24 protein-coding genes are annotated in these 25,644 nt (G+C 62.5%); 9 read left to right on the top strand and 15 right to left on the bottom strand.

Translation table 11 applies throughout. The features are described 5' to 3' along the window. Window position 1 precedes the first annotated feature (1 nt). Together BLV07_RS42050 and BLV07_RS42045 are read right to left on the bottom strand one after the other, a co-directional pair. Window positions 2-811 (bottom strand): ABC transporter ATP-binding protein, encoded by an 810-nt coding sequence (locus tag BLV07_RS42050; protein ID WP_091898285.1) that lies wholly within the window; start codon window positions 809-811, stop codon window positions 2-4. Further along, complete coding sequence (locus BLV07_RS42045) at window positions 808-1,563, bottom strand: ABC transporter permease (protein ID WP_502690292.1); 756 nt, start codon at window positions 1,561-1,563, stop codon at window positions 808-810. Before BLV07_RS42045 ends, BLV07_RS42050 begins: the two co-directional genes overlap by 4 nt. 121 nt (window positions 1,564-1,684) lie before the next feature. Between BLV07_RS42045 and BLV07_RS42040 the strand changes: the two genes are divergently transcribed. The 3 genes from BLV07_RS42040 to BLV07_RS42030 are packed head-to-tail and all read left to right on the top strand — an operon-like array spanning window position 1,685 to window position 5,158. Beyond that, window positions 1,685-2,812, top strand: coding sequence for a mandelate racemase/muconate lactonizing enzyme family protein (locus BLV07_RS42040; protein ID WP_091898281.1), 1,128 nt, complete (start codon window positions 1,685-1,687; stop codon window positions 2,810-2,812). Continuing rightward, on the top strand, window positions 2,812-4,407 hold the full coding sequence (locus BLV07_RS42035) for a GMC family oxidoreductase (protein ID WP_091898279.1): 1,596 nt from the start codon (window positions 2,812-2,814) through the stop codon (window positions 4,405-4,407). The genes BLV07_RS42040 and BLV07_RS42035 overlap by 1 nt, the downstream gene beginning before the upstream one ends. Window positions 4,408-4,435: 28 nt before the next feature. After that, on the top strand, window positions 4,436-5,158 hold the full coding sequence (locus BLV07_RS42030) for a GntR family transcriptional regulator (protein ID WP_091898277.1): 723 nt from the start codon (window positions 4,436-4,438) through the stop codon (window positions 5,156-5,158). A 5-nt stretch (window positions 5,159-5,163) separates the two neighbouring features. On the opposite strand, the gene BLV07_RS42025 is transcribed toward BLV07_RS42030, so the two are convergent. The 9 genes from BLV07_RS42025 to BLV07_RS41985 form a co-directional block, all read right to left on the bottom strand. Beyond that, a complete protein-coding gene (locus BLV07_RS42025) occupies window positions 5,164-6,954 on the bottom strand; it encodes a chloride channel protein (protein WP_091898275.1) in 1,791 nt (596 codons plus the stop codon). A gap of 1 nt (window position 6,955) precedes the next feature. After that, the gene (locus tag BLV07_RS42020) at window positions 6,956-7,930 is read right to left on the bottom strand and encodes a formylglycine-generating enzyme family protein (protein WP_091898273.1); all 975 of its coding nucleotides are present in this window, start codon (window positions 7,928-7,930) and stop codon (window positions 6,956-6,958) included. Window positions 7,931-7,933: 3 nt separating this feature from the next. After that, entirely contained in the window at window positions 7,934-9,577 is a 1,644-nt protein-coding gene (locus BLV07_RS42015) for an arylsulfatase (RefSeq protein ID WP_091898271.1), read from the bottom strand. 32 nt (window positions 9,578-9,609) lie between these two features. Beyond that, complete coding sequence (locus tag BLV07_RS42010) at window positions 9,610-10,383, bottom strand: GntR family transcriptional regulator (protein ID WP_091898269.1); 774 nt, start codon at window positions 10,381-10,383, stop codon at window positions 9,610-9,612. Window positions 10,384-10,387: 4 nt separating this feature from the next. After that, a complete protein-coding gene (locus BLV07_RS42005) occupies window positions 10,388-11,440 on the bottom strand; it encodes an ABC transporter ATP-binding protein (protein ID WP_091898267.1) in 1,053 nt (350 codons plus the stop codon). Then, window positions 11,437-12,276, bottom strand: coding sequence for a carbohydrate ABC transporter permease (locus BLV07_RS42000; RefSeq protein WP_091898265.1), 840 nt, complete (start codon window positions 12,274-12,276; stop codon window positions 11,437-11,439). The genes BLV07_RS42005 and BLV07_RS42000 overlap by 4 nt, the downstream gene beginning before the upstream one ends. After that, window positions 12,273-13,208: a carbohydrate ABC transporter permease gene (locus BLV07_RS41995; RefSeq protein WP_091898263.1), complete on the bottom strand. Its 936-nt coding sequence runs from the start codon at window positions 13,206-13,208 to the stop codon at window positions 12,273-12,275. Before BLV07_RS41995 ends, BLV07_RS42000 begins: the two co-directional genes overlap by 4 nt. Window positions 13,209-13,211: 3 nt before the next feature. Next, window positions 13,212-14,606, bottom strand: a complete 1,395-nt coding sequence (locus BLV07_RS41990) for an ABC transporter substrate-binding protein (RefSeq protein WP_091898261.1) — start codon at window positions 14,604-14,606, stop codon at window positions 13,212-13,214. 182 nt (window positions 14,607-14,788) lie between these two features. Continuing rightward, on the bottom strand, window positions 14,789-15,592 hold the full coding sequence (locus BLV07_RS41985; protein WP_091898259.1) for a DeoR/GlpR family DNA-binding transcription regulator: 804 nt from the start codon (window positions 15,590-15,592) through the stop codon (window positions 14,789-14,791). Window positions 15,593-15,827: 235 nt separating this feature from the next. On the opposite strand from BLV07_RS41985, the gene BLV07_RS41980 reads away from it, so the two are divergent. The 6 genes from BLV07_RS41980 to BLV07_RS41955 are packed head-to-tail and all read left to right on the top strand — an operon-like array spanning window position 15,828 to window position 21,149. Further along, window positions 15,828-16,868: an ABC transporter ATP-binding protein gene (locus BLV07_RS41980; protein ID WP_244551407.1), complete on the top strand. Its 1,041-nt coding sequence runs from the start codon at window positions 15,828-15,830 to the stop codon at window positions 16,866-16,868. 34 nt (window positions 16,869-16,902) lie between these two features. Continuing rightward, window positions 16,903-18,156: an ABC transporter substrate-binding protein gene (locus BLV07_RS41975; RefSeq protein ID WP_091898257.1), complete on the top strand. Its 1,254-nt coding sequence runs from the start codon at window positions 16,903-16,905 to the stop codon at window positions 18,154-18,156. Window positions 18,157-18,202: 46 nt separating this feature from the next. After that, window positions 18,203-19,123, top strand: coding sequence for a carbohydrate ABC transporter permease (locus BLV07_RS41970; RefSeq protein WP_091898255.1), 921 nt, complete (start codon window positions 18,203-18,205; stop codon window positions 19,121-19,123). Beyond that, window positions 19,120-19,929, top strand: a complete 810-nt coding sequence (locus BLV07_RS41965) for a carbohydrate ABC transporter permease (protein ID WP_091898253.1) — start codon at window positions 19,120-19,122, stop codon at window positions 19,927-19,929. Before BLV07_RS41970 ends, BLV07_RS41965 begins: the two co-directional genes overlap by 4 nt. Then, window positions 19,929-20,768 (top strand): endonuclease/exonuclease/phosphatase family protein, encoded by an 840-nt coding sequence (locus tag BLV07_RS41960; protein ID WP_091898251.1) that lies wholly within the window; start codon window positions 19,929-19,931, stop codon window positions 20,766-20,768. Before BLV07_RS41965 ends, BLV07_RS41960 begins: the two co-directional genes overlap by 1 nt. A 3-nt stretch (window positions 20,769-20,771) precedes the next feature. Further along, window positions 20,772-21,149 (top strand): NUDIX hydrolase, encoded by a 378-nt coding sequence (locus BLV07_RS41955; protein ID WP_091898249.1) that lies wholly within the window; start codon window positions 20,772-20,774, stop codon window positions 21,147-21,149. A 252-nt stretch (window positions 21,150-21,401) separates the two neighbouring features. Here BLV07_RS41955 and BLV07_RS41950 read toward each other — a convergent pair whose 3' ends face one another. The 4 genes from BLV07_RS41950 to amrS form a co-directional block, all read right to left on the bottom strand. Further along, the gene (locus BLV07_RS41950) at window positions 21,402-22,376 is read right to left on the bottom strand and encodes an ABC transporter substrate-binding protein (protein WP_091898247.1); all 975 of its coding nucleotides are present in this window, start codon (window positions 22,374-22,376) and stop codon (window positions 21,402-21,404) included. Window positions 22,377-22,665: 289 nt separating this feature from the next. Further along, the gene (locus BLV07_RS41945; protein WP_091898245.1) at window positions 22,666-23,523 is read right to left on the bottom strand and encodes an aldo/keto reductase; all 858 of its coding nucleotides are present in this window, start codon (window positions 23,521-23,523) and stop codon (window positions 22,666-22,668) included. 203 nt (window positions 23,524-23,726) lie between these two features. After that, complete coding sequence (locus tag BLV07_RS41940) at window positions 23,727-24,158, bottom strand: Mth938-like domain-containing protein (RefSeq protein WP_244551405.1); 432 nt, start codon at window positions 24,156-24,158, stop codon at window positions 23,727-23,729. Next, window positions 24,155-25,255, bottom strand: a complete 1,101-nt coding sequence (gene amrS / locus BLV07_RS41935) for an AmmeMemoRadiSam system radical SAM enzyme (RefSeq protein ID WP_091898243.1) — start codon at window positions 25,253-25,255, stop codon at window positions 24,155-24,157. The genes BLV07_RS41940 and amrS overlap by 4 nt, the downstream gene beginning before the upstream one ends. Window positions 25,256-25,644: the final 389 nt, after the last annotated feature.

Genomic DNA, 25,644 nt, shown 5'->3' with positions numbered 1-25,644 from the left:
ATTATTCCGAGAATGAGACCGGACGCATCTGCGCCTGCTGGGCGCGATATTCGTCCATCACGAGTTGCCTGATTTGGCTTCGCAGTTCGGCGAATTCCGGACGCTCCTGTATCGACTCGTCGCGCGGATAGGCGAACGGCACGTCGATGATCTCCCGGATCCGCGCCGGCCGCGCGGTCACCACCACGATGCGGGATGCGAGGTAGATCGCCTCTTCCACGGAATGGGTAATCAGCATGACCGTCTTGCCTTCGGTCTCCAGTACCTTGAGCAGTAGGTTCTGCATGTTGGAGCGGGTCTGGGCGTCGAGCGCCCCGAACGGCTCGTCCATCAGGAGGAATTGCGGCTTCACCGCATAGGCCCGCGCGATCGCAAGCCGTTGCCGCATGCCGCCGGACAGATGTTTCGGATAGGAATTGGCGAAGTCGGACAGGCCCATCAGAGCAAGATAGTGATCGCAGATCGCGTCGCGCTCGGCGGTTGCGACATGGTTGGCGTTGAGCGTCAGGCCGAAGGCGATGTTTTGCTTCACGGTCAACCAGGGGAATACGCCGTACTCCTGGAAGATGACGCCGCGTTCGGGGCCGGGGCCGGCGACGGGACGGCCATCGAACAGGACCTTGCCCGTCGTCGGCTTCTGGAAGCCGGCGAGCATGCTCATCATCGTGGTCTTGCCGCAGCCGGACGGCCCGATCACCGCGATGAAGTCGCCGTCGTTGATGTCGTAACTGACGTCCTCGACGACGTTGAGACGGCCCTTCGGCGTCTCGAAGGAGAGCGAAACCTTGTCGAACTGCGCGCGTTTGGTCATGCGATCGCCCGGTCCTGCCAGACCAGCAGCCGCGCCGTGATCTTGCGCAGGATCATGTCCATGATCAGCGCGATCAGGCCGATGCAGATGATGCCGACATAGATGACGTCGAGCAGGAAGTAGGTCGAGGCGTTCTGGATCATGGCGCCGAGTCCGCGCTGGGCTGCGATCAGCTCGGATGCCACCAGCGTCGCCCAGGCCACACCCAATGCGACCCGTAGCGCGGTGAGGATGTGCGGGACGGTGAGGGGGATGATGACCTTGCGGAAGATTTCCGCCTGATTGGCGCCGAGCGTCTGCGCCACGCGGATGTAGAGCGGGGTGATCTGCGAGACGCCCTCGTACATCACGATTACGCCGGAGAAGAACGAAGCGTAGAACAGGATGACGAGCTTTGCGAGCTCGTCCACGCCAAAATACACGATCACCAGCGGGATCAGCGCGATCGGCGGCAGCGCACGGAAGAAGTTGATCATGGGGTCGGCGAAGGTGCGGGCCGGCCGGTACCATCCCAGCAGGAAACCAACCGGCACGGCAACGAGAATCCCGAGTGAGACACCGAAGAACACGCGTCTGGTCGAAGCGAAGATGTCGATCAGGAGTCCTTCCCTCGTAAGAAGTTCGAAGAATTTAGCGGCGACCTGGTGCGGGGCAGGGATCAGCGAGACGTTGACGAAGCCGCTCCAGCGAACGGCATACCAGAGCAGGATCGCACCGATCCACGGGATCAATCCGAGACCAAAGCGTCTCACGCCAGCTCCGTCCATTCGACGCGTCCACCCGGATTGCAGTTGATGTTTTCCAAAGTCATATTATAAATAGGATGACCATACAAGTGGCGCCTTTGGTCGTAGGCGTCGCAGGCTTTCCCGCATGACAACTTCCCCTTTCACCATCCAAAGCGTCCAGGCCTTCGGCTATCGCTATCCGCTGACGGCGCCAGTCATCACGTCCTTCGGGCGGATGAAGGATCGGCCCGCCGTTTTCGTCCGCGTTGAAGACGCCGATGGACATGTCGGTTGGGGCGAAGTGTGGTGCAATTTTCCTGCACCAGGTGCCGAACATCGTGCTCGGCTCGTCAACGAGGTGCTTGCGCCGGCCCTTGTCGGATTCACTGTGCCCGAGCCGTCCGCCGCGTTCGAGCGTCTGACGCAGGGAACCTCGGTCCTCGCGCTACAATCAGGCGAAGCCGGCCCGTTTGCGCAGTCGATCGCCGGCATCGATCTCGCCGTCTGGGATCTCCACGCGCGCCGCCAGAACCTCGCGCTGTGGAGGCTGCTCGGCGGGGCGAGGCGCAAGATCAAGGTCTACGCCAGCGGCATCAATCCGGTCGGTTCCCAGCGGATGGCCGAAGCGGCCCTGGGCCGCGGCTACCGCGCGTTGAAGCTGAAGATCGGTTTCGATCCGGCAGGTGACTGCGCCAACCTCGAAGCGCTGCGCCACCTTGTGGGCAAAGGCCTGCTTGCTGCCGACGTCAACCAGGGCTGGACCATTGCCCAGGCGCTGGAGCTTGCACCGCAACTCGAGCGCTTCGGCCTCGTATGGCTCGAGGAGCCGATTCGTGCGGACCGCCCCCGGCAGGAATGGAAGCAGTTGCACGAGACCGTCCACTTTCCGCTCGCAGCCGGCGAGAACATCGCGAGCCTCGCCGGGTTTGCCGAGGTGCTGCGTGAGCCGGTTCTCGGTGTCGTCCAGCCCGACATCGCCAAATGGGGCGGGCTGTCGGCTTGCGCAAACATTGCCCGCGACATCCTGACTTCGGGAAAGATGTTTTGCCCGCACTATCTCGGCGCCGGCATCGGTCTTCTGGCGTCGGCGCATCTTCTCGCCGGTGTCGGCGGCGACGGGCTGCTCGAAGTCGATTGCAACGAAAACCCGCTGCGCGATCGCTTCTGCGGTCCCGTGCTTGATGTCCGCGACGGTATGATCGAGCTCGGCGACGAAGCGGGCCTCGGCATCACGCCCGATCTTGCCTCCATCGCACAATACCGGATGGTCTGATGTCAGCTCGTGGTTACGACTACATCATCGTCGGGGCGGGCTCCGCCGGCTGCGTGGTTGCGAACCGGTTGTCGGCGGATCCGTCCTGTCGCGTGCTGTTGCTGGAGGCCGGCGGATCGGATCGGAATTTCTGGCTGAAGCTTCCGGTCGGTTACTACCGGACCATCTACAACGAGCGATACTCGCGCCTGTTCAGGACCGAGCCGTCGGAAGGGAGCGGCGGTCGTGCCATCGTCTGGCCGCGTGGCCGCGTGCTCGGCGGCTCTTCTTCGATCAACGGGCTGATCTTCATCCGGGGCCAACACGAGGACTTTGACGATTGGGAGCGCCTTGGCGCCGATGGCTGGAGCTATCGCGAACTTCTGCCGTACTTTCGGCGCTACGAACGCTACCGCGGCGGCGAGAGCCAGTTTCACGGCGGGCTCGGGGAATTCGAGGTCTCCGATCTGCGCAACGACAATCCGGCATCGAAGGCCTGGGTCGACGCGGGCGTGCAGTTCGGCCTGCCGCGCAATCCCGACTTCAACGGCGCCACGACGCTGGGGGTCGGCACCTACCAGCTCGGCATCGGGCGGCACTGGCGGACCAGTTCCGCCTCTGCTTTTCTGCGCCCCATAGCCGGCCGTCCCAACCTCACCATCATCACCCATGCTCAGGTCAGCAGGGTCGTTTTCAACGGTCGCGTCGCGACCGGCGTCGAGTGGATCAGCAAGGGTCATGTCCACAGCGCGGCGGCTGACCGTGAGATCATCTTGTCCGGCGGCGCGCTGCAGTCGCCGCAGATCCTTCAGCTTTCCGGCGTCGGTCCGGCCGACCTGCTCCGCAAGCTCGGCATTTCCGTCGTTGCCGATTCTCCGGAAGTCGGCGCCAATCTTCAGGACCACTATCAGGCCCGGCTGATCGTCCGCCTGAAGGAGCGAATTTCCCTCAACGATCAGGTTCGCAATCCCGTCGACCTTGCGAAGATGGGCTTGCAGTGGATGCTTGCGGGCAGCGGCCCGTTGACGGTCGGTGCAGGGCAGGTGGGCGGCGCAGCCTGCACGGAATACGCCGTCGGCGGTCGGCCGGACGTGCAGTTCAATGTGATGCCGCTCTCGGTCGACAAGCCTGGCGAGCCCTTGCACAGCTATTCCGGTTTTACAGCTTCGGTCTGGCAGTGCCACGGAAAGTCGCACGGACAGCTTGCCATCAGCTCAACCGATCCGTTCGAGCAGCCGCGGATCGTACCGAACTATTTCGCCGAGGAGGTCGACCGCAAGACCATCGTCGCGGGTCTGAAGATTCTGCGCGAGATCTATCAGCAGAAGGCGTTTCGCGCGCTCTGGGATATCGAGATGATGCCGGGCGAGGCAACAAGGGATGATGTCGGGTTGTGGGATTTTGCGCGCAACACGGGTGGCACGGTGTTTCACTGTGTCGGGACCTGTCGCATGGGCAGGGACGCGCAGGCCGTGCTCGATCCGCAGCTGCGTGTGCGCGGCGTCGAGCGGCTGCGCGTGATCGACGCCTCGGTGATGCCGCAGATCACCTCGGCCAACACGAATGCGACCAGCCTGATGATCGGCGAACGCGGTGCCGCGCTGGTCATGGCTTGATCGCGTGACCTGAATTCTGGAGGGCGAGATGGAATTGAGTTCCAATAGTCACGTCCCCAAATACGCGCAGATTGCCGACATCTTCCGGCAGCGGATCGCGCGCGGCGTCTGGACCCAGGGTTTTCGCCTGCCGGCCAACGAGGAACTGGCCGCCGAGTTCGGTGTGTCGCGCGTCACGATCAGGCAGGCGGTGGAGCTGCTCGCCCGCGACGGTGTGATCGAGGCGCAGCAGGGCCGTGGCACCTTCGTCACGGGGACCGTGCGGCAGGACCGGTGGCTCAAGGTCGAGACAACGCTATCCGATCTCGCCGACATGTACCGCGACACCTCGCCCGAGATCATCAATATCTCGGAAAGCCGCAGCGATGCACCGCTGCTTCCCGGGGACGGCAAGCCGGCCGAAAAGTACGTCTTCATGCGTCGGCTGCATTCGCGGGAGAAGCAGCCTTACTGCGTCATTTCCATCTATCTCGACGAGGAGATCTTTCGTAGGTCTCCGAAGCGATTTCGCAACGAGACCGTGATTCCGATCCTCAACGATCTCAGGGATCCCGCTATCGCGAGTGCGCGCCAGACCTTGACGATCGGTACCGCGGATATCGAGGCGGCGAGGCTGCTGCGTGTGCCCCTGAACTCGCCAGTGGCCGAAGTCCGCCGCATCTTCACGACGCAGGACCGCACCGTGATCTATCTCGGCGAGGTCACCTATCGCGGCGACTTCGTGCGGATCGATATGGATCTGCGGCCCTAGCGCCTTCAACGCGAAAACAGTTCCTGGTTCCGACGCTCGAGTTCTTCCCCGTAAGTACGCAGCACATGAGCTTCGCTCAAGGTGCCGATCGCGGCGCGATGGTCGGCGCGGTCGACAACCGCGAGCACGTCGGCTTCGCTGCGTTCAAAGGCCTTGAGGATCTCGCGAACCGGCGTGCTCGGGAGCAGGCATTCATCCTTTTGCTGCGCCAGTGACCCGATCAGCTCGTTGTCCTGATTAGCGACGGAATGTAGCGTCGCGGCGGAGACGATGCCCGCATAGATGCCGTTAGGATCGCGCAGCACGATCTGGCGGACCTGCACCGGCGAGAACAGCTTTTGCGCCTCGCCAATCGGCATCGTCGTCAGGGCATTCTCGAAATCGGTGCGCATCAGGGATGCCGCACTCATCTGCCGGACCCAGCCGATGTCCTGCGGTCCGCGGATCACCTCGCCGCGCAGATGAAAACGCCATGTCGCAAAGCTGTAGCCGAACAGCTCGCGGACGATCAGCGCGCAGACCGACGATGCGACCACCGCTCCAACGGTGACGGAGAAATCGCCGGTGATCTCGAGCGCGAGACAGACCATGCTGAACGGCGCTCCGAGCACGCCGGTTCCGAGCGCGGCGAGTGCGGCAATGGCTGCCGTGCCGGGCTGTAGCGCCAGGGTGGGAAGAAGACCCATCAGCACGATGCTGTAGAGCTGGCCGATCAGCGCGCCGAGCAGTAGCGAGGCGAAGAACAGGCCGCCGCGAAAACCGGCTCCGAGCGAGATGGCGGAGGCCAGGATTTTGAACACAATGGTGGTTGTGAGCAGGAGCCAGGTCGGATTGCTAACCAGCAGAATCTGCATTGCGCCATGTCCGGCGCCGAGCACGGTCGGCGTCAGCAAGGCAAGGCTGCCGAGGAGGAAGCCGCCGAGAATCGGTCTCACGACTCCCTTGAAAACTGTGACGCGCTGAAAGCAGCGCTCGGAGAATGCGACCGCAAGCATGACCAGGATGCTGGCGAAAGCGCAGATAATGCCGATCAGCACCGTCTGCCCGATCATTTCGACGGACACCGGCGATGGGAAGCCAGGCACCATCAGGAAGGATTGGTGCGTCAATTGCCGCGCGACGAGCCACGCGGTGACGGCGCTCGCGATGACCGGTACGAGACCGGCCGACGTATAGGCACCGAGCACGACTTCGAAGGCGTAGAATGCGCCGGCAAGTGGTGCTGAAAACGCGGCGCTGATCGCACCCGCGGCGCCGCAAGCCACCAGCAGCCGCATGTCGTTGCGCCGGGCGGCCAGGCGCTGGCCGACATGAGAGCCGAACATTGAGCAGATCTGGGTGTAGCCGGCCTCTAGCCCGACCGACCCGCCGAACCCGTTGGACAGCAATGTCTGGATCGAGATCAGCAAGCTGCCGCGAAAGGACACCCGGCCGCCATAGAGCGCATTGGCCTCGATCGCGTCGGCGAGCTGCTGTCCCCTGACGCGCCGGGCGAAGTACAGCCCGATCAGCGCAAGCACCAGGCCACCGAGCATCGGGATCAGCAGCGTGCGCTGCCATGAGATCACGCCGGTGGCGCTGAGGTGTGCGTCGAAAGGAATGTCGAACAGCAGTGCGTGAGAGAACTGGCTGAGGCTCGAGATCGCAGCCACGAGCACGCCGTTGAGCAGTCCGACGACGATGGCGACCAGCACGAGGCCAGTCTCGCGATTGCGCACGAAATTGCGCAGGAACAGGGGCAGCAGTCGGATGCCGGGGGCAGCGGCCGGCCTCGCAGGATGTGGTGCCGGCTCCATCCTATGAAGGATCCCGCAGCGGCTCAGTGCGCACGACACGAAAGCCGATATTGCTGGACGAGGAGTCAGGCGTATTGGAGCTTCGCGCCGCGACGCGGTAGCGATTGCAGTAGGATTCGTGGCAGAGGAAGGATCCGCCACGCATCGATCGGTTGGGAGCTGGCTCGCGGTTCAAGGGGTCTCGCGATGGCGTGAGGCGGTGATAGCTCGGCGAAAAATAGTCCTCGCACCATTCCCAGACATTTCCGCAGACATTGTGCAGGCCATATCCGTTGGGCGGAAAAGCATGAATGGGCGCCGTACCGAAATAGCCATCTTCCACGGTATTGCGATCGGGAAAGTTGCCCTGCCAGATGTTGCAGCGATGCTCGCCATCCGGCCGCAGCTCGTTGCCCCAGGGATAGGTGGCCTGGTCCAACCCGCCGCGCGCGGCCATCTCCCATTCAGCTTCGGTCGGAAGACGCGTGCCGGACCATTCGCAGTAAGCCTGTGCGTCGTTCCAGGAAACGTGGACGACGGGATGATCGAGCCTGTCGAGGATGCTGCTCGTCGGTCCCTCCGGTTGCGCCCAGTAGGCGCGCGTCACCGGGACCCACCATGGTGTTTCCTGAACGCACATTGTGCGCGCGGTGCGCGTCTCTTCGGGCAGGAGCCCGTCGAAGACAAAACTCCAGCCGTAGCGCTCGGCTTCCGTCGTGTAGCCCGTGGCACGGACGAAGTTGCCGAATTGCAGGTTGCTCACGGCGTGGCAGGCAATAGCAAAGGGCGACAACGTAACCAGCCGAACCGGGCCTTCGCCGTCTTCGACAAAGCCGATGTCGGCAGATCCCATGTGGAAGGTTCCGTCGATCAGTGCGCTCCAGCTGCGCAGGATCGGGGTTGGACTGGGGGGGATCGCTGCTTGCGCATCGTTGCCCGTCGCCGGTCCGTTGCCGGCGACGGGCTGGATGCAGCAGTGTGAACGATCCTTCGTCATGTCCTATTTCTGCTTCTCTTCCTCCCAGAAGGCTGTGCCCCCTTCCGCCTTCATCAGCTCGAGAATCTTCTCGCGCGGGATCGCGCCGCAACGGTTCGCCCATTGCTGGTATTGAGCCGTCATCTCGCGGACGCGATCCGGATGCTGCGCAGCCAGATCATTCATCTCGGTGCGGTCCGTCTCCATGTCGTAGAGCTCCCAGGGTCCCGGGTAGTTCCGAACCAACTTCCACTTGCCGACGCGCACGGCTGCATTTCCCTCGTGCTCCCAGAACAGCGGGCCACGGTTGCCATAGGCCGACGCGAATGACGGCACGAGGCTCTCACCCTCGCAAGGCAGGATGGCGTTGCCGTTGTACTCCTTGGGATAGGTGGCGCCGGTGACGTCGAGAATGGTCGCCATCACGTCTGTGAGCTGGCTGGGGTTGTGCCGCAAGCCGCCTTTTTCAGAGATGCCGCGCGGCCAGTGTATGATGAGGGGCGTGGCGATGCCGCCTTCGTGTATCCAGTGTTTGTAGAGACGGAACGGGGTATTGGAGAGATTGGCCCAGGCGGTGCCGTAGCTCTGGTAGGTGTCCTCGCCACCGGGCATCAAGGTCGGATCGTTACCGAAGCGCACCGGCCTGCCGTCGCGCGTTCTGGCCTTGGCGATCATGAGCTGGTCCACCAGCTCCTTCGCGGTGACCCCTTCCGGAATGTCTTCGGCGCATGCGCCGTTGTCGGACAGGAAAATGATCAGCGTATTGTCCATCTGGCCGGTTTCCTCCAGCGCCTTCAGGATGCGGCCGATGCCTTGGTCCATGCGATCGATCTGGGCCGCATAGACCTCCATGCAGCGCAGCGTCCATTCGCGTTGCTCCGCGTCGGTCCACGACGGCTGGGTCGGATCGCGATCGGTCAGGCGCCAGTTCGGATGGATGATGCCGTCATCGACGAGGCGCTTGAGGCGCTCTTCGCGTAGCCTGTCCCAGCCCGCATCGAAGCGGCCCTTGTATTTCGCAATGTCCTCGTCATGGGCATGGAGCGGCCAGTGCGGCGCCGTGTAGGCGACATACTCGAAGAACGGGGCGTCGGGCTTCTCTGCATTGTGCTGGCGGATGAAAGCCGCTGCCTGGTCGCTGATCGCGTCGGTGTAGAAGAACGACGGATCCTTCTCGGCCTCGTGCTCGATATTGTCGTTGCCGCGCGTCAGCGTGTTCGGGTGATAGAAGCTGCCGGCGCCGATGATGGTGCCGTAGAAATGGTCGAAGCCGCGCTGCATCGGCCAGGCGTCGGTCGGCTCCGTCAGGCTGCTGGCGATGTGCCATTTGCCGCTGAGATAGGACGTGTAGTTCCGGCTCTTCAGGGCCTCGGCGATCGTCACGCAGCTCTTGTTCAAATTGCCGGCATAGCCCTCGGGGCCGTTGCTGTAGGTGAGGATACCGATGCCGGTCTGGTGCGGATGCAGGCCGGTCAGGAGCGAGGCGCGCGAGGGACTGCAGCGGGCGGTGTTGTAGAACTGCGAATAACGCAGCCCGTTGGCCGCGAGGCGGTCGAGGTTCGGGGTCTGGATCTCGCCGCCGTAGCAGCCGATGTCCGAAAAGCCCATGTCGTCGTTGAGGATAAGCAGGATATTGGGGCTATCAGTAGTCTTTGCGCCATTCGGCATGTTTGTGTCCTCGTTATTGACGTGTGGCGTTGTCAGTGGCGGCGCGTCAGGCTGATGCTGAGGCGGAAATATTTCGGCAGGTAGACGGCACGCAAAAGCTCCAGCGCCCGCCCGTCCTTGCCGAAGGTGACGCGCTCGATAGAGAGCAGGGGCGAGCCGACCTTCACGCCGAGCAATTTTGCGCTGCCGGCGTCGGCGAGGTCGGCGCTGATGGTCTGCTGTGCGTCCTTGATGGCGAGTCCAAGCTCGTCCTCGAAGACGCGGTACATGATGATCGAGAGGAGGTCGCGCTTCTCGAGCTCGAGACCGATGTCCGGCGGATAGAAGGCGTGCTCGATGGCGATCGGTGTATCGTCTGCGAGCCGCAAGCGCCGAAGCTGCCAGACGGCGCGCTCGCGAAGCTGCTCGCGCACGGCAGTGTCGTGCCGGTTGGTCATGCCCTGCTGCAGGATCTTTGCACCAGCCTGGTAGCCGGCGTCGCGGATGGTTTCCGAAAATCCCATGAGATGGCCGACCCAGTTCTCAGGCTGGTTCGAGCGCAGGAAGGTGCCGCGGCCGCGTGAGCGGTCGAACATGCCTTCGTTCACCAGAGGTGCGATGGCGTTGCGGATGGTGACGCGGCTGACACCAAAATGTCGGCCGAGTTCGGCCTCGGTCATCAGGCGGCCGGTCTCGTCGATGAACTTGCCGTCGCGCACCTGGCTGCGAATGGATTCGCGGATCTGGATATGCAGGGGCGTCGAGCCTTCCGCGACCACATCGCTGCCGAGCGGTGCGGGTTTCTTCTTGCGCGTTTGAACAGCCATGGTGTCAGAGCCGCATGCGTGTTGCTGGATCGAACAGGTGAATGTCTTGCGGACGAGCCGTGATCGAGATCGTGTCGCCTTCGCCGGGAATGTTGCCGCCGGAAACGCGCATGCGGATCGTGGTGCCGGCGCAATCGAGATCGAGCACGGCGATGTCGCCGAGATCCTCGATCAGGTCGACACGCGCGCCAAGGCCGCCGTCGGTCATGCGCAGGGCGCCGGGGCGAAGGCCGACCACCACATCGCGCTCGCCGGCTGTCGTGGTCGTCGTCTTCACACGATGGCCGGCGATGATCACGTCGCCGTCCACGTAACGGGCGAGAACTAGGTTCATCGGGGGATTGCCGATGAAGCCAGCGATGTCGATCGAGTTCGGACGGGCGAACACTTCTGCAGGCGTGCCGACCTGCTGAATCTCGCCTGACATGAATACCGCCATGCGATCGGCGAGCGTCATCGCCTCTTCCTGGTCGTGCGTGACGTAGACCGCGGTGACGCCCAGCGAGCGCTGCAGCTTCTTCAGCTCGGCGCGGGTCTCCAGCCGCAGCTTCGCGTCGAGGTTCGACAGCGGCTCGTCGAGCAGGAACAGGCGCGCCTTGCGCACGATGGCGCGGGCCAGCGCGCAGCGCTGCTGCTGGCCCCCCGAGAGCTGACCCGGCTTGCGGTCGAGCAGATGGTCGATCTTCACCTTGCGCGCCGCGTCCTTGACGGCGTGCGCGATCTCGGATTTCGGCAGCTTGGCCATCTCCAGGGGGAAGGCGATGTTCTCTGCCACCGTCATGTGCGGGTAGAGCGCGTAGCTCTGGAAAACCATGGCGATGTCGCGGTCACGCGCATCGGTCGAGGTGACGTCTTTGTCGTCGATCAGCACGCGGCCGGCGGTCGGCGCGTCGAGGCCGGCGAGGATGCGCAGCGTTGTGCTCTTGCCCGAACCCGATGGCCCGAGCAGCGCAAAGAACTCACCCGGCTTGATGTCGAAATTCACGCCCTTGAGCGCGGCGAACTCGCCGTGCATCTTGACGATGTTGCGAAAACTGACCTGACCTTGGCCGCTCATCGGCGTCCTCCGCCCTTGACTGCACCGACCGTCAGGCCCTTCACGATATGCTTCTGCGCGACCACGCCGAGCACGACGACAGGCAGCATGGCGAGGACCGAGACCGCCGCGAGCTTGGCCCACAGCGTCTGCTCGACGGAGACGAAGTTGAACATGGCGACCGTGACCGGTCGCACCGTGTTGCCGCTGAGCACAACGGCGAATAGGAATTCGTTCCACGCGTTGAGGAACACGAACACGACGGTCACGGCAATGCCGCCGCGGACCTGCGGAATGATGATGCGCCACAGTGTTTTCAGTCGACTCGCGCCGTCGAGATAGGCGGCTTCCTCCATCTCGAAGGGAATATCCTCGAAATAGGAGACCAGCAGCCAGATCGCGAAGGGCAGTGAGAACGACAGGTAGATCAGGATGATGCCCTGATAGGTGTCGATCCAGCCAATGTTCCGCAGCACTAGGAAGTAGGGAATGATGATGCCGACGGGAGGCAGCATCTGCGTTGCCAGCACATAGAATCCCGCGAACTTCTTGCCGCGAAAGCGCAGTCGCGCCAGCGCGTAGGCCGCCGGCACCGCCATCAGCATGGTGAGGATGGTGGTGCCGACCGAAATGATGATGCTGGAGACGAGGTTCGGCAGGATCGAGCCCGAACCGAAAAGCACGTCACGATAGGCTTCCAGCGTCGGTGTGAACACCAGCTTGGGCGGATAGGCCAGCACGTCGGAATCGGTCTTGAGCGAGTTCAGCACGCTCCAGATGATCGGAAATGCCCAGGCCAGCAGGAAGACCATGGAAATCGCGAGCAGGGCGAAGACGCGAAGGCGCTTTGCAGTCATTTCGCCCTCCGCATCGCGAACAGGATGCCGGAAATGATGATGGTCACGATCAGCAGTGCGACTGCGAGTGCCGAACCATAGCCGATCGACAGCTCGGTGAAGGACTTCCGGTAAGCATAGAGATTGAGGATCTCGGTCGCGGTGCCGGGGCCGCCGGCGGTGACGGTGAAGATCGCTGCGAATGCGGTCAGGGCCACCATGGTCCGCATGATGATGACCATCACGATCGCGGGACGCAGCAAAGGCAGGGTGATGCGGCGGAAGCGCTGCCAGGCGGAGGCTCGGTCGAGCCGCGCGGCTTCGTAGATGTCTTCGGGCAGGGAGGCCAGCGAAGCGAGCAGCACCATGAACGCGAACGGCGTCCACTGCCAGGTGTGGATCGCGATCACCGAGACCATCGCGAGCGTGGGATCGCCGAGCCAGTTTTTGCTGCCCAGCCCTGCATTGATCGCGAGGAAGTCGACGATGCCGAATTCCGGTGCCAGCATGAAAGTGCGCCAGATCATACCGACCACGGCCGGCGACAGGACCACGGGCAGGATGGCGATGATCCTGAACCAGCCCTGGCCACGCTTCATGTCCATGACCAGCAAGGCGAGCGCCAGGCCGATGATGACCTGCAGCGCGACGGTCGAGCCGGTATAGACGAGGCTCACCAGCAGCGAGGTCCAGAAGCGCTCGTCGGAGAGAAGCACCTGGTAGTTCTCAAATCCGACGAAGCCGTTGGTGAACGGCATTGCCAGATCCATCCGGAATGCGCTGGTGTAGGCCAGGAAGAGCAGCGGAAACGTCGTCGTGGCGAGCAGCGCAAGAAACGCCGGTGCAAGCAGGGCCGCTGCAAACCGGCGCTCGCGCTGCGCCAATACGCGTCCGAAATCGCTGCGAGGCGCCTCGCTCGCGATCTCGGCCGATGTCACCGCTGTCGTCGCCATGGCTCAGCCGCGCATCATCGGTTCGATGCGGCGCTGCGCGTCGTCCAATGCGGCCTTGATCTTGGCCTGGCCGGAGAGGGCCGACTGAATCGCGGTCGCCATGGTGTCGCCGATCGCCGGCCATTGCGGCACGCGCGGACGCCAGTCGACGTCGGTGTCCTCCTCCAGGGCGCCCATCGTGGCCTCGACGAAGTTCTCGCCAAAGCCGTTCATGAGCTTGATGTAGTCGGGATCCTTCCAGACCGAGGTGCGGTTGACGCCCGAGCGTTTGGTGGGACCGGCGAACTTATGCGCGGTGCGCGCCTGGGTCTCGGCGCTCGCGGCCCACTGGATGAACAGCCAGGTTGCCTTGCGCTTCTTCTCCGGCAGTGCGGAATTGATCGGAAAGCCCCAGTTCCAGATCGATGTGGTGCGCTTGCCCGACGGCCCCTTGGGCCAGCGGGCATAGGCGACTTTGCCGATCACCTTGGACTTTTCCGGATTGTTGATGACCGAGGCCGACGAGTGCGCGTCGATGTAGCTGGCGACGGTGCCTTGCGAGAAAGCGTCGGCGATATCCGGCCAGTTCCAGTTCGCCGCCGCCGTCGGCGCGTACTTCTTCATGATGTCGACGTACCAGGCGAGCGCCGCCTCGGCCTCGGGGCCGTTGACGGTGAGTTTGCCGCCCTTCATCCAGTCGCCGCCGAACTCACGGAAAATCGACGGATAGATGTACATATTCTGGCCGGCACCGGCGACGCCGCGCAGTGCTGCGCCCCAGACGCGATCGTTCGGCGTGTTCAACGCCCCGGCATTGGACATGTAGGCTTCGAGCGTGTCTGCCGGCTTCAGGCCCTTCGCGTCATAGAGGTCCTTGCGATAGACCTGAATGGTGACTTCGCCGTCATAGGGCATGCCGTAAAGCTTGCCGTCGATGCCATTGGCGCTCCGCCAGGCCGGAATGATGTCGTCGAGCTTGAACCAGGCCTGATCGGTCAGCGCCTTGTCGTTCAGATAGGTGCCGAGCGGCTCGACCCATTTGTTCGCGGCATAGAGCGCGTAATACATCGGGTCGGCGGCGTGGGTCGCGTAGGTGCCGGTCTTCGAGGTCAAGTCGATGACGCTCTTCTGCCGGATCTGCGCCGGCGGAATCTTCTCGAAGCGGACGTCGATGCCGGTGAGCGCCTTGAACTGCGGCGCGAGCGTGATGAGGTTTTCGAAATAGCTCGCCGGGATCACGGCGACCGTGATGGTCTCGCCGGAGACTTGCTGCCAGTCGATCTGAGCGGATTTGTAAGGCGCGAGGTCGGCGTCCTGCGCGGCGGCTTGCCGTAGAAGTGCCGGACCAAGCGTCGCGAAAGCGGCGGCTGCGGTTCCTGTCTTGAGTAGCGTTCGTCGCGTCGGCTTGAATGACGGCATGCGGTCCTCCCGAAAATCCGGATTTATATTTCCGGTTAGTTAGGACATTTGCTCAAATGTTATAACAAGTCAACCGCGACAAAATGGATCGTCATCCGGCCGTTCCGCGCGGAGCGTGAATCGATCTCGGACCTCGCCCCGGGGGGCGATTGGGGTGAGCAGCGATGATGTGCAGTTGTCGACTAGGTGTTGCCAAGGCGCTCGAAATCTGCGCGAGCGTCGCGGGCGGTATGGATTTGACCGCTATACCTGTGCGCGATCAGCTCGAACGCTGCCGGCAATCGGTCATCGATGACAAGATGGTGGCACTCGTCGAGGTGGCCACCCCGAACCGTCGCATTGCGCCCGAATTTGGTGATGTCGGCCACGAGCACGGACGTTCGTGAATTGGCGGCGATGGATTGGCGTGCCTTGACTTCATCGACATGGAAGTCGAGCAGCGTGCCGTCCTGATCAACGCCGCCGACGCCGAATATCCCGAAATCAGCGCGAAAATCCGAGAAGAAACGCGCAGCGGCCTCGCCAATGATATCGCGGTCGAGCGGCCGCAACGTGCCGCCCGCGATGCTGATTTCCACATCGGGATTCTGCGCGAACGCTGTGGCGACGTTCAGGCTGTTGGTGATCACCCGCAGATCCCGTCGGCGGGAGAGTGCCTGCGCGACATATTCGGGCGTCGTGCCGAGCCCGATCATCAGCGACGTCCCGTCGGGAATGAGTTTGGCGGCCGCGTGCGCTATCCGCCGCTTGGCGTCGGCGTTCAACCTATGTCTGCTGCCGTAGGCGAGGTTCTGGTTCTGGACGGGGAGGCTGACCCCACCATGCACCCTCCGAAGCAGCCCTTGGTCGCAGAGCGCATTCACAAGGCGGCGAATGGTCTGCTGCGTCACGTCGAAACGTGCCGCAAGCTGCTCGATGGAGGCGAAGCCTTGCTCGCGCACGATCTCCAGGATGTGGGACTGACGTGTCGTGGCGGCCCTGAGCATCGGATCTCCGTTCCCAACCAAAGTATCATTTGAACGTCGAAGACGCAATTTTCTGTTTCATATGGTGTCACGGTATGTTCATATGAACATAATAGTCGCTACGCCGATGAATGCGCGTGGCTCAAAGGGAGGGGCGCATGGACCGGTCTGCCCGTCGTGACCGGCCTTGCGTTGCTCTGTTGGAGCGAGCCGCCGCCAGCGTGCGTAGCTGCATCATGCTGAGAGCGAACCGGCCATGTCGGCGATTACGCTGAGTCATGTCTCCAAGTCCTGGGGCGCGATGCGCGCCGTCGATGACGTCAGTCTTACGGCGGACGAGGGCTCGCTGCTGGTGCTTTTGGGACCGTCCGGCTGCGGCAAGTCGACCACGTTGCGGCTGATCGCCGGCCTCGAGGACGCCGACGCCGGCACGATTGCCATCGGCGGCGCCGACGTGACTCACCTGACGCCGGCGCAACGGAAGATCTCCATGGTCTTCCAGTCCTACGCGTTGTTTCCGCATTTGAGCGTCGCCGAGAACATCATCTTCGGTCTGCGCGTCCGTCGCGTGGCGCGTGCCGAGCGGGACGCGCGGCTCCGTCGCGTGGCCGACATCGTCGGTCTCGGCCATCTGCTCGAGCGCAAGCCGTCGCAGCTGTCCGGTGGCCAGCGCCAGCGCGTTGCGCTGGGACGCGCCATCATCGCGGAGGCGCGGGTCTGTCTCATGGATGAGCCGCTGTCCAACCTGGACGCCAAGCTGCGGCACGAGATGCGGACTGAGATCCGCGCGTTGCAGCAGCGTCTTGGCATGACCATGGTCTACGTGACCCACGATCAGACCGAAGCCATGACGATGGCGGACCGCGTCGTGCTGATGCGCGACGGCCGTATCGAGCAGAACGGTTCGCCGGAAGAGCTCTACAACCGGCCGGCAACGGCCTTCACGGCGCGGTTCATTGGCACTCCCCCGATGAATCTCGTGCGACGGAGCGATCATCTCATCGGCATCCGGCCGGAGCACATCCGCATCGTGTCGGACGGCGATCATGGGGCGCGCGTCAAGGCCGTCGAGCATCTCGGGGCCGACAGCATCGTGCTGTGCGAGGTCGATGGTCAGCCAATCTCGGTGCGATCGGATGGTTTCAGCAAGGTTAAGCCCGGCGAGGATGTCCGGCTGGCGTGGGACCCCGCGAACGAGCATCGGTTCGATCCGACGTCGGAATGCCGGGGTGGAGAGTTCGGTCAGGGAGTGCCTGCTGGCTGCATCCGGTCGGTAGCAGCGGCGGTCAAGGGATAACGAGGGAGAGCGAAAGATGTTTGCGCGACGAACGATGTTGATGGCAGCTGCATTCGCGGTCTTTTCCATGGGCGCGCGTCCCGCCGCCGCGGTGGACCTGACGATGTATTATCCGGTGGCGGTCGGCGGCCCCGTCACCAGGATCGTCGACGATATGGTCTCGCGCTTCGAGAAGGACAATCAGGATATCAAGGTGACGGCGGTCTATGCCGGCAACTACACGGACACGATGACCAAGGCAATGACCGCAATGAAAGGCGGGCAGCCGCCGCAACTGTCGGTGCTGCTGTCGACCGACGTGTTCACGCTGATGGACGAGAACGCCATCGTGCCGTTTGACGGCCTCGTCAGTGACAAGGCGTGGTTCAAGGACTTCTATCCAGCATTCATGGCCAACGGACAGATCGACGGCAAGACCTGGAGCATACCGTTCCAGCGCTCGACCATCGTACTGTATTGGAACAAGGACGCCTTCAAGGAAGCTGGCCTCGATCCCGAGAAGGCGCCGGCCTCCTGGGACGAAATGGTCGAGATGTCGAAGAAGCTCGTCAAGAAGGACGGCGGCAACACCACGCGTTGGGGCGTCGAGATTCCCTCGACCGGCTACGGTTACTGGATGCTGCAGGCGCTGGCGATCGAGAACGGCCAGAAAATGATGAACGAGGCCGGCACCGAGGTCTATCTGACCGCGCCGAAGACGGTGGGCGCGCTCGATTACTGGGTCGACCTGTCGCGCAAGCACAGTGTCATGCCGTCCGGCAGCGTCGACTGGGCGACGCTCCGCACCGACTTCCTCGAAGGCAAGACCGCGATGATGTGGCACACCACGGGTAACCTCACGGCCGTCAAGGACGCCGCGAAATTCCCGTTTGGTGTCGCTACGCTCCCGGCCAAGGAGCGGCGGGGGTCGCCGACCGGTGGCGGCAGCTTCTACATCTTCAAGAGCGCGTCGCCCGAGCAGCAGAAGGCCGCCGTGAAGTTCATTCAATGGATGACGGCGCCCGAGCGCGCGGCGGAATGGAGCATGAAGACCGGCTATGTTGCCGTGTCGCCGGCCGCTTACAAGACCAAGGCGATGGAAGAGTATGCCAAGGGCTTCCCGCAGGCGACCGTCGCGCGCGATCAGCTCGAGCATGCGGTGCCGGAGCTCTCGGTCCACGAGAACGGCCGCATCTACAAGTTCGTCAACGACGCGATTCAGGCCGCGGTCACGGGGGCGCAGAAGCCGCAGGAGGCGCTGGCTGCCGCACAAGCCCAGTCCGATCGCGTGCTGCGCGCCTCGAAGTAAGGGAAATTGCGGGATGGCGGTACGCCGCCGTCCCGCTTCCTCGGAAATGTCCGACGCCGCGGCCGCATCGCTAGTTTCTGAACGCCGCGCTGGATCGCAGGCGTGGTGGAATGCCGTGAACGCCTGGCTGCTGCTGTTGCCGGCAGCCGTCCTGCTGATAGCGTTCACCCATTACCCGATCCTGGCGACGATCCGGCATTCGCTGTTCATCACCAAACGCAACGGCACCGAGGTCTTCGTCGGCCTCGACAGTTATCAGGGGATGGCCGCCGATCCGATCTTCTGGAAGGCGCTGATCAACAATTTCTGGTTCGCGCTCGGCACGATTCCGACTTCGATCGCGCTCGCGCTCGTGATGGCGATCTGGGTCAATCGCAACATGCGCGGCCGCGGCTTTCTGCGTCTCGCCTACTTCACGCCGACCGTGCTGCCGATGATCGCGGTCGCCAACATCTGGCTGTTCTTCTACACGCCGGATTACGGCCTGCTGGATCAGTTGCGCGGCGTTTTCGGTCTCGCCGGCTGGAACTGGCTTGGCGATCCCTCGACGGTCATGGGGTGTCTGATCGTCATGGTGATCTGGAAGGAGGCCGGCTTCTTCATGATCTTCTATCTGGCGGCGCTGCAGCAACTGTCGCCGGATCTCGAAGAAGCCGCCTCCATCGAAGGCGCAAGCCGATGGTACACGTTCCGCCGGATCACGTTTCCGTTGTTGATGCCGACCACACTGTTCGTGGCGATCAACGCGGTCATCAACTCGTTCAAGCTGGTGGACCACCTCGTCATCATGACCAAGGGCGGGCCGAACAACGCCAGCACGCTGCTACTCTACTACATCTATGAAGTCGCCTTCACCTTCCAGGACTCCTCTTACGCCGCAACGCTGACGGCAGTGCTTCTGGTGCTCCTGAGCGCGGTCGCGCTGATCAAGTTCGGCTATCTCGATCGCAGGATCCATTACCAATGAGAGGCCGAACACATCCCGTCGAGGCCGTCGCGGCCTGGGTGCTCGCTCTGATCTGGCTTGCGCCGTTGGCCTATGCCTTCTGGAGTGCGCTGCATCCGGCCGCCTATGCGACCTCGTTCAGCCTATCCGCGCCCTGGACGCTGGAGAATTTTGGACGGGCCTGGCGGCAGGCGCCGTTTGCCCGCTATTATCTGAACACGGTCGTCCTGGTGACGTTGATCCTGGTCGGGCAGCTCATCTTGTCAACGCTGGCGGCTTACGCCTTTGCACGCTTCAAATTCAGGGGCAGCGGCATCGCCTTCGCGCTCGTTCTGCTCCAGCTGATGATTATGCCCGATGTTCTCATCGTCGAGAACTATCGCGCGATCTCGAGGCTTGGCCTGCTGGATACGATCCCTGCGATCGCGTTGCCCTATCTGGCGAGCGCCTTCGGTATCTTCCTGCTCCGCCAGACCTTCAAGAGTGTGCCCCAGGAACTGGTCGAGGCCGCTCGTGTCGAGGGAGCAGGGCCGCTAGGAATCCTGTGGCGAGTTTACGTCCCGCTGGCCCGTCCGACCTACGTAGCGTTTGGCCTCGTCTCGGTCAGCTATCACTGGAACAACTTCCTGTGGCCGCTGATCGTCACGAATTCGGTGGAAGCACGGCCGCTCACGGTAGGTCTTGCCGTGTTCGGCGCGCCTGAAACCGGCGTGGATTGGTCGGTGATCACGGCGGCAACCGTGATGACGATGGCGCCGCTGCTGATCGCGTATCTGCTGTTCCAGCGCCAGTTCGTTCAGTCATTTATGCGTGCAGGTATCCGGTAATGAGACTTCTCACCTGGAACATACAGTGTGGAAAAGGCTGCGATGGGGTGACCGATCTGTCGAGGATTGTTGCAGTCGCCCGGCAGACGCTCGACGCGGACGTGTTCTGCTTCCAGGAGGTAAGCGCGAACTTTTCGAGATTCGGCGATAGCGCCGACCAGAGCACGCAGCTCGCAGCCCTGCTGCCCGGCTACTCCGCAATATTCCGGCCGGCGATCGAAACGGTCGATGGTGATGGCAACCTCCACCGCTTCGGCAACATGACGCTCTCGCGATTGCCGGTGCTACAAATCGCCAATCACCTGCTGCCGTGGCCAGGCGCGGCCAAAGTGCGCAGCATGCGCCGTCACGCCCTGGAGGTGACGGTGCAGGCCTCATTCGGCGCGATTCGCATCGTCAACACGCATCTCGAGTTTCATTCGACCGACCAGCGCGAAGCGCAGGTCGCGCGGCTGCTGGATTTGCAGGAGGAGGCGTCGGTGAATCCCAGGCAGGCCGGTTCCCGGTACGATGAGCCGTATGGAAGCCAGACCGTCGCTGCCTCGAGCTTGATGTGCGGCGATTTCAATTTCGACGTCAGCGACCCCCAGCATGCCTTGATCGACCGGTCCAGCCGGCCCGGTCTGACCTATCGGGATGCATGGACCGCTAGTCGTGCCGACCGCCCGCGCGCACCGACTTGCGGAATCTACGACCGCGCGCAATGGGTCGATGGCCCGGACTGTCGCGACTTCATTTTCGTGACCGAAGATCTGATCAGTCAGGTTCGCAGAATCGACGTCAACGAAGCGACCGATGCTTCCGATCACCAACCTGTTGCGATCGAACTGGCGGAATAGAGAATGGCGAAGTCATCAAAACTTGTGGTCGCGAGGAAGGGCAGGGTACTCCTGGTCAGACGTCGACGCGACAAGCATTGGATGTTTCCGGGCGGCCGCAGGCGAGCCGGCGAGAGTGAGAGAAAGTGTCTCCGTCGCGAGATTACCGAAGAGCTACCCAAGCTCAGGCTTGGTGAGCTGAGGCTGTGGAAGGAAGTCAATGGCAAGAATCGCCTCACCGGCCGAAAGATGAGCGACGCGATCTTCCTGACCAAGAAGGTTTCAGGTCCATTAAAGATCGGGGACAAGAGGGAGATCGACAGGGCGGCATGGCGAAAGCCGCGCGGACTCAAACTGACGCCAACCTCGCGATACATTCGCGACAAGCTGTTTCCAGAATGAGCCTTCCGTTTGGTCCCTCACTATGCGGAGCATGACCGACGCCGACAGGTCACCAAAACCTTCTAGGCGTACCTGCCGCTCTTAGACAGCTTCATACTGCGCTGAGCTCTCCGCTTCCTTTTCATAGCCGGGGTCGGAGCTTGGTGGTCCCAAACTTGAGTTGGGGAGGCGTTCTTGGCACAAACCGGACGTTCGGCCAGCCCAGCATGTCTCAGGAGGGCCATGAACGGACTCATGCACCGCGGCAATTATCTATTCGATCACCTCGTCGGCACCGGCGAGCAGCGTGATTGGAATGTCGAGACCGAGCGCCTTAGCGGTTTTGAGGTTGATATTCAGGGTCACGTCCGTCGTCTGCTGGACGGGAAGCTCCGCCGGACGCGCCCCTTTCAGAATGCGATCAACATAGCCTGCGGCGCGTTGCCATAGTTTGAAAAGGTTGGCCGAGTACGACATCAGTCCTCCTTTCTGAGTCGAGTCGCGGAATGGATAGATCGCCGGCATTCGCCGCTCTGCGGTGAGCGCGATCAGCCGGGGAACGAGGGGTGTCAGCGATGGATCGTCGGTGACGACGAGGCCGTCGAGGCCGCTCTCTCCCAAAGTGGCGAAGCTGTTATCGATTTCCGCGAGCCGCACCGAGAGGGCTGTCAACTCGAGACCGAGCCCGGGTGCCACTCTTTGCATGAGTTCGACTTGGTTGGCAGTCGTCGGATTGTCAGGATTCCACAACACGGCGACACGATGCACTTTCGGTGCCGCCTCCTTCAGCAGCTCCAGCCACTTGACGCCGTAATCGCCGGAGAGCTGCGACAGCCCGGTGATGTTGCCGCCTGGCCGGGCGAGGCTTGCCACAAGACCGGCTCTGACGGGATCTCCGCTCATGCAGACGATCGGCACCGTGGATGTTGCACGTTGCGCAGCCTGCGAAGCGGGTGTGCCTGGAGTCACGAGAACGTCAACGTTGAGCGAGAGGAGTTCAGCGATCAGCGCAGGAACGCGCTCCGGCTTTCCCTCGGCATAGCGTTCTTCGAGCAGCAGGTTGCGCCCCACTACATATCCCAGGTCCGCAAGTCCCTGACGGAATCCGGTCTGGTAGTACACGTCCGTCCCGCGAACGCCGCTCCAGACGTAGCCGACCCGCGGCACCGCAGGTTGCTGCGCGTGGGCTGCGAGGGGCAAGGCTACCATCACAGCGCCGAGAAGCGTGACAAAATCGCGGCGTTTCATTGAGCCACCTCGCGGTGCGCTATCGCTACAATATGCGCCCGCAACTTGGAATTTTGAATGGGTTGAGCCGGGGAAATAAGCGTCAGACCGAGATGAGTCCAAAGGCGGACTGTCACAACGCCGCGATCAATTATGGAGACTTATGCCAACTTAGTTCGCTGGCGCTAAACGTGACACGGTCCGCTAGGGGCCCACTTGCGGACATCCAAGAGCCAGGCGAGCGGGGCACCGATCGCGCCGCTTCAAGCGGCGGGTCATCGCTAAGGTGGAGGGACGAAAGGCGCCGGATTCATGTTCCACGCTTTGCTGCGGCTCGGTCGATCGCATCGAACTCGGCCTCACTCAAGCGCCAACCGAGTGCATCGAGATTGGCCCTGGCGTGATGAGGCTTGGTCGCGCCGGGGATGGGAATCACGTGACTGTCGCGCGCCAACAGCCAGTTCAGGGCGACCTGGCTGATGCTGGCGTCGTGCGCGCCGGCAATATCGGCGAGACACGTCAGCAGCGCTTTCGTGTCCATGCTGTCCGACGGCTGCGTGAGGCGGCCGGACGCAAGCGGAAAATACGCGACGAGTGCCACATCGAGCTCACGGCAGGCTTCGAGCACGCCATTTGTTTCCGCTGCGCGTCGGAGCAGGCTGTAGTTGACCTGATTGGCGGCGAGCGGAACGCCTGCCCTTGCGAGGTGATCGGCGATGCGTCGCATCTGGTCCGCATTGAAATTTGCCACGCCGACCGCGCGTGCCTTGCCGGACTTCACCGCTTCGACCAAACCTTCGGCGAACACTCCCACGTCGATCAAGGGCAGCGGATAGTGAACATAGTAGAGATCGATTGTCTCGAGGCCCAGGCGCGCGAGTGAACCGTCAAGCGCGCTCATCAAGCGGCGCGGAGAGGTTCGGCCCGGAAAGGGAAGGAATTTCGATGCTATCACCGCGCGGGTGGGACCGGCGCGCAAGCAGTCCCCCACAACGCGCTCCGAGAAATAGATCTCAGCCGTGTCGATCATGCACGGGCCGGCATCATGAATGGTCCTGTATGTTTCCAATACGGCCCCACGATCGGCACGCCGCCATTTGTTCGTGCCGATGCCCAGGGGCAGCACATCGATGCCGGTTCGACCCAAAGGGCGCGTACCATGGCGCATATCATGATCTGCCGGCATCGCTGGACCTCTCACAGAGCGACAGCGCCGTTGGCTGGCTATAGTGTGATGACGCGGGCGTTTCAAGGTACGCCGTCGCGACTACGGCCGCATCGTCTTCCGCGGCTACGTCCGTATCAGGACGACGCAAGCCGGATCAGGCTGGTCTGCCACTATCAACGGAACAGCTTGACCGAGCATTTCTTTCAACAGGTTACATGAAAGAGTCCGATTCTCTTTGCGCGTGAGCGGTTGAACGTCCGGATTGCCTCGGGTGTCGGCTTCAACACGACCTCGCAGCCCTTTCTTTCGAAATAGGCTTCAGCTTCCGGTGATAGGTGTACGTTGCCCATCTGACCCGAGCCGATGACGACCTGGTCGCAGCCCTTCTCGAAGAGAAATTTTGCCTCATCTTTTGAAAGCACGTGCGAGGTACCATACAGCTTCTTTGATAGCTTCTTTTTCCGCTTCACAATTTCGCCGGAAAGGCGAACGACGACGTCGTGCTCATAAGTCTTTCCTTCAATCGTGATCGCGCCAAATACGGTGTTGTCAATCTTCATCGTGGCCTCCTGATCAGAATCCTGCTCCAACACGCAGGATTGAGGCGCCTCGACGCCGGCATCATCCTCACTCAAGAACGTTCCAGTCTGCCGATCCGGATCGGGACGCGCCGCTGCCCCCAGCTGCCGGGGCGTGCCTCGAACAAGCCGGGGATTGCGGTGGAACAAACACCGCAGCGGCCGTCGCCTGTGAGCCGCCAAGTCGTGATGTCATACCAATCTCGGCCGATGACCCGCTCACCACAGCTCGGACAGTACGTGCTTTGGCCCCTCTCGTCATGGACATTCCCGGTGTAGACGAAATGCAGTCCCACCTTGCGCGCGACATCGCGAGCGGTCGTCAGCGTGAAGGCCGGCGTACAGGGCAGATCCAGCATCTTGTAGTCAGGGTGGAAGGCGGTGAAATGTAAGGGCACGTCAGGTCCCAGCCTTGTCATCACCCATTCGCTCAGCTTCTTCACCTCCTCCGGGCTGTCATTGTGACCCGGGATCAGCAGCGTTGTGATTTCGAACCAGACATTCGTCCCGTACTTCAGATACTCGAGCGTCTCGAGGACGGCGCCGAGATGGCCGGTGCACAGCCGCTTGTAGAACGCCTCAGTGAACGCCTTGAGGTCGACATTGGCGGCGTCCATGAAAGTGTAAAGCTCCTCCCGCGCCGCCGCGTCAATGTAGCCCGCTGTGACCGCCACGTTCTTGATCCCGCGCCGGCGCGCCTCCCTTGCAACGTCCACGGCATATTCGAGGAAGACGACGGGGTCGTTATAGGTGTAGGCGATGGAGCGTGAGCCCGTGGCAATCGCGGCCTCGACAATATCTTCCGGCGAGGCTGCGTCCTGGAGCCGGTCGAGCTCTCGCGCTTTGGAGATGTCCCAGTTCTGGCAGAATTTGCACGTCAGGTTGCACCCGGCAGTTCCAAACGACAACACGGGAGTTCCGGGCAGATAGTGGTTCAGTGGCTTCTTCTCTATTGGATCGACACAGAAACCCGAGGAGCGGCCGTAGGTCGTGAGCACGATCCGGTCATCCTGCCGGCCACGCACGAAGCACAGGCCGCGCTGGCCTTCGTTGAGCCTGCAATAGCGCGGGCAGATGTCGCACTGGATGCGCCCGTCTTCGAGCCGGTGCCAGTAGCGGCCAGGAACGCCTTCCAAACGCTTGGGTTCGGTCACAGCATTCGTCCTGTGGATCGCCGAGCAAACCTCAGATCTTTGCCAACGGGCGTCCGAGCTGCCACGATGTCTGGCCAGGCACGAACGCTCGCGGACGTCGGCTCATTTTATGCCTGATGGGCGGAGATGGTAAGCCGAACCGTTGCGGCGCGCCAAAAATACGGCGCCGATGTCGCAGTTGGGTCATTCGCGTCGGTTTGACCTTCCCATGGCGGCTTCCGGTCAATCCTCTGGAGCGGTCATCTTCGGCACCGGTCGGAAAGTCTGAAACGGGCCAATTCCCGACTAATGCCGGCAGCAAGCAGGTCCTCTATTCGATCACCTTGTCGGCCCCGGCGAGCAGCGTCGGCGGGACTTCGAGGCCGAGCGCGCTTGCGGTCCTAAGATTG

Origin of the sequence: Bradyrhizobium sp. Rc2d, assembly GCF_900099855.1 — a bacterium.
GTDB lineage: Bacteria > Pseudomonadota > Alphaproteobacteria > Rhizobiales > Xanthobacteraceae > Bradyrhizobium.
The sequence above is the reverse complement of the archived record's forward strand: the minus strand, read 5'-3'. Positions and strand labels throughout refer to the sequence as shown.

Bases quoted from the DNA above. Each gene is read 5' to 3' on its own strand.
- BLV07_RS42050 (WP_091898285.1), bottom strand. From the start codon at position 811: ATGACCAAACGCGCGCAGTTCGACAAGGTTTCGCTCTCCTTCGAGACG.
- BLV07_RS42040 (WP_091898281.1), top strand. From the start codon at position 1,685: ATGACAACTTCCCCTTTCACCATCCAAAGCGTCCAGGCCTTCGGCTAT.
- BLV07_RS42035 (WP_091898279.1), top strand. From the start codon at position 2,812: ATGTCAGCTCGTGGTTACGACTACATCATCGTCGGGGCGGGCTCCGCC.
- BLV07_RS42030 (WP_091898277.1), top strand. From the start codon at position 4,436: ATGGAATTGAGTTCCAATAGTCACGTCCCCAAATACGCGCAGATTGCC.
- BLV07_RS42025 (WP_091898275.1), bottom strand. From the start codon at position 6,954: ATGGAGCCGGCACCACATCCTGCGAGGCCGGCCGCTGCCCCCGGCATC.
- BLV07_RS42020 (WP_091898273.1), bottom strand. From the start codon at position 7,930: ATGACGAAGGATCGTTCACACTGCTGCATCCAGCCCGTCGCCGGCAAC.
- BLV07_RS42015 (WP_091898271.1), bottom strand. From the start codon at position 9,577: ATGCCGAATGGCGCAAAGACTACTGATAGCCCCAATATCCTGCTTATC.
- BLV07_RS42010 (WP_091898269.1), bottom strand. From the start codon at position 10,383: ATGGCTGTTCAAACGCGCAAGAAGAAACCCGCACCGCTCGGCAGCGAT.
- BLV07_RS42005 (WP_091898267.1), bottom strand. From the start codon at position 11,440: ATGAGCGGCCAAGGTCAGGTCAGTTTTCGCAACATCGTCAAGATGCAC.
- BLV07_RS42000 (WP_091898265.1), bottom strand. From the start codon at position 12,276: ATGACTGCAAAGCGCCTTCGCGTCTTCGCCCTGCTCGCGATTTCCATG.
- BLV07_RS41995 (WP_091898263.1), bottom strand. From the start codon at position 13,208: ATGGCGACGACAGCGGTGACATCGGCCGAGATCGCGAGCGAGGCGCCT.
- BLV07_RS41990 (WP_091898261.1), bottom strand. From the start codon at position 14,606: ATGCCGTCATTCAAGCCGACGCGACGAACGCTACTCAAGACAGGAACC.
- BLV07_RS41985 (WP_091898259.1), bottom strand. From the start codon at position 15,592: ATGCTCAGGGCCGCCACGACACGTCAGTCCCACATCCTGGAGATCGTG.
- BLV07_RS41980 (WP_244551407.1), top strand. From the start codon at position 15,828: ATGTCGGCGATTACGCTGAGTCATGTCTCCAAGTCCTGGGGCGCGATG.
- BLV07_RS41975 (WP_091898257.1), top strand. From the start codon at position 16,903: ATGTTGATGGCAGCTGCATTCGCGGTCTTTTCCATGGGCGCGCGTCCC.
- BLV07_RS41970 (WP_091898255.1), top strand. From the start codon at position 18,203: ATGTCCGACGCCGCGGCCGCATCGCTAGTTTCTGAACGCCGCGCTGGA.
- BLV07_RS41965 (WP_091898253.1), top strand. From the start codon at position 19,120: ATGAGAGGCCGAACACATCCCGTCGAGGCCGTCGCGGCCTGGGTGCTC.
- BLV07_RS41960 (WP_091898251.1), top strand. From the start codon at position 19,929: ATGAGACTTCTCACCTGGAACATACAGTGTGGAAAAGGCTGCGATGGG.
- BLV07_RS41955 (WP_091898249.1), top strand. From the start codon at position 20,772: ATGGCGAAGTCATCAAAACTTGTGGTCGCGAGGAAGGGCAGGGTACTC.
- BLV07_RS41950 (WP_091898247.1), bottom strand. From the start codon at position 22,376: ATGAAACGCCGCGATTTTGTCACGCTTCTCGGCGCTGTGATGGTAGCC.
- BLV07_RS41945 (WP_091898245.1), bottom strand. From the start codon at position 23,523: ATGCGCCATGGTACGCGCCCTTTGGGTCGAACCGGCATCGATGTGCTG.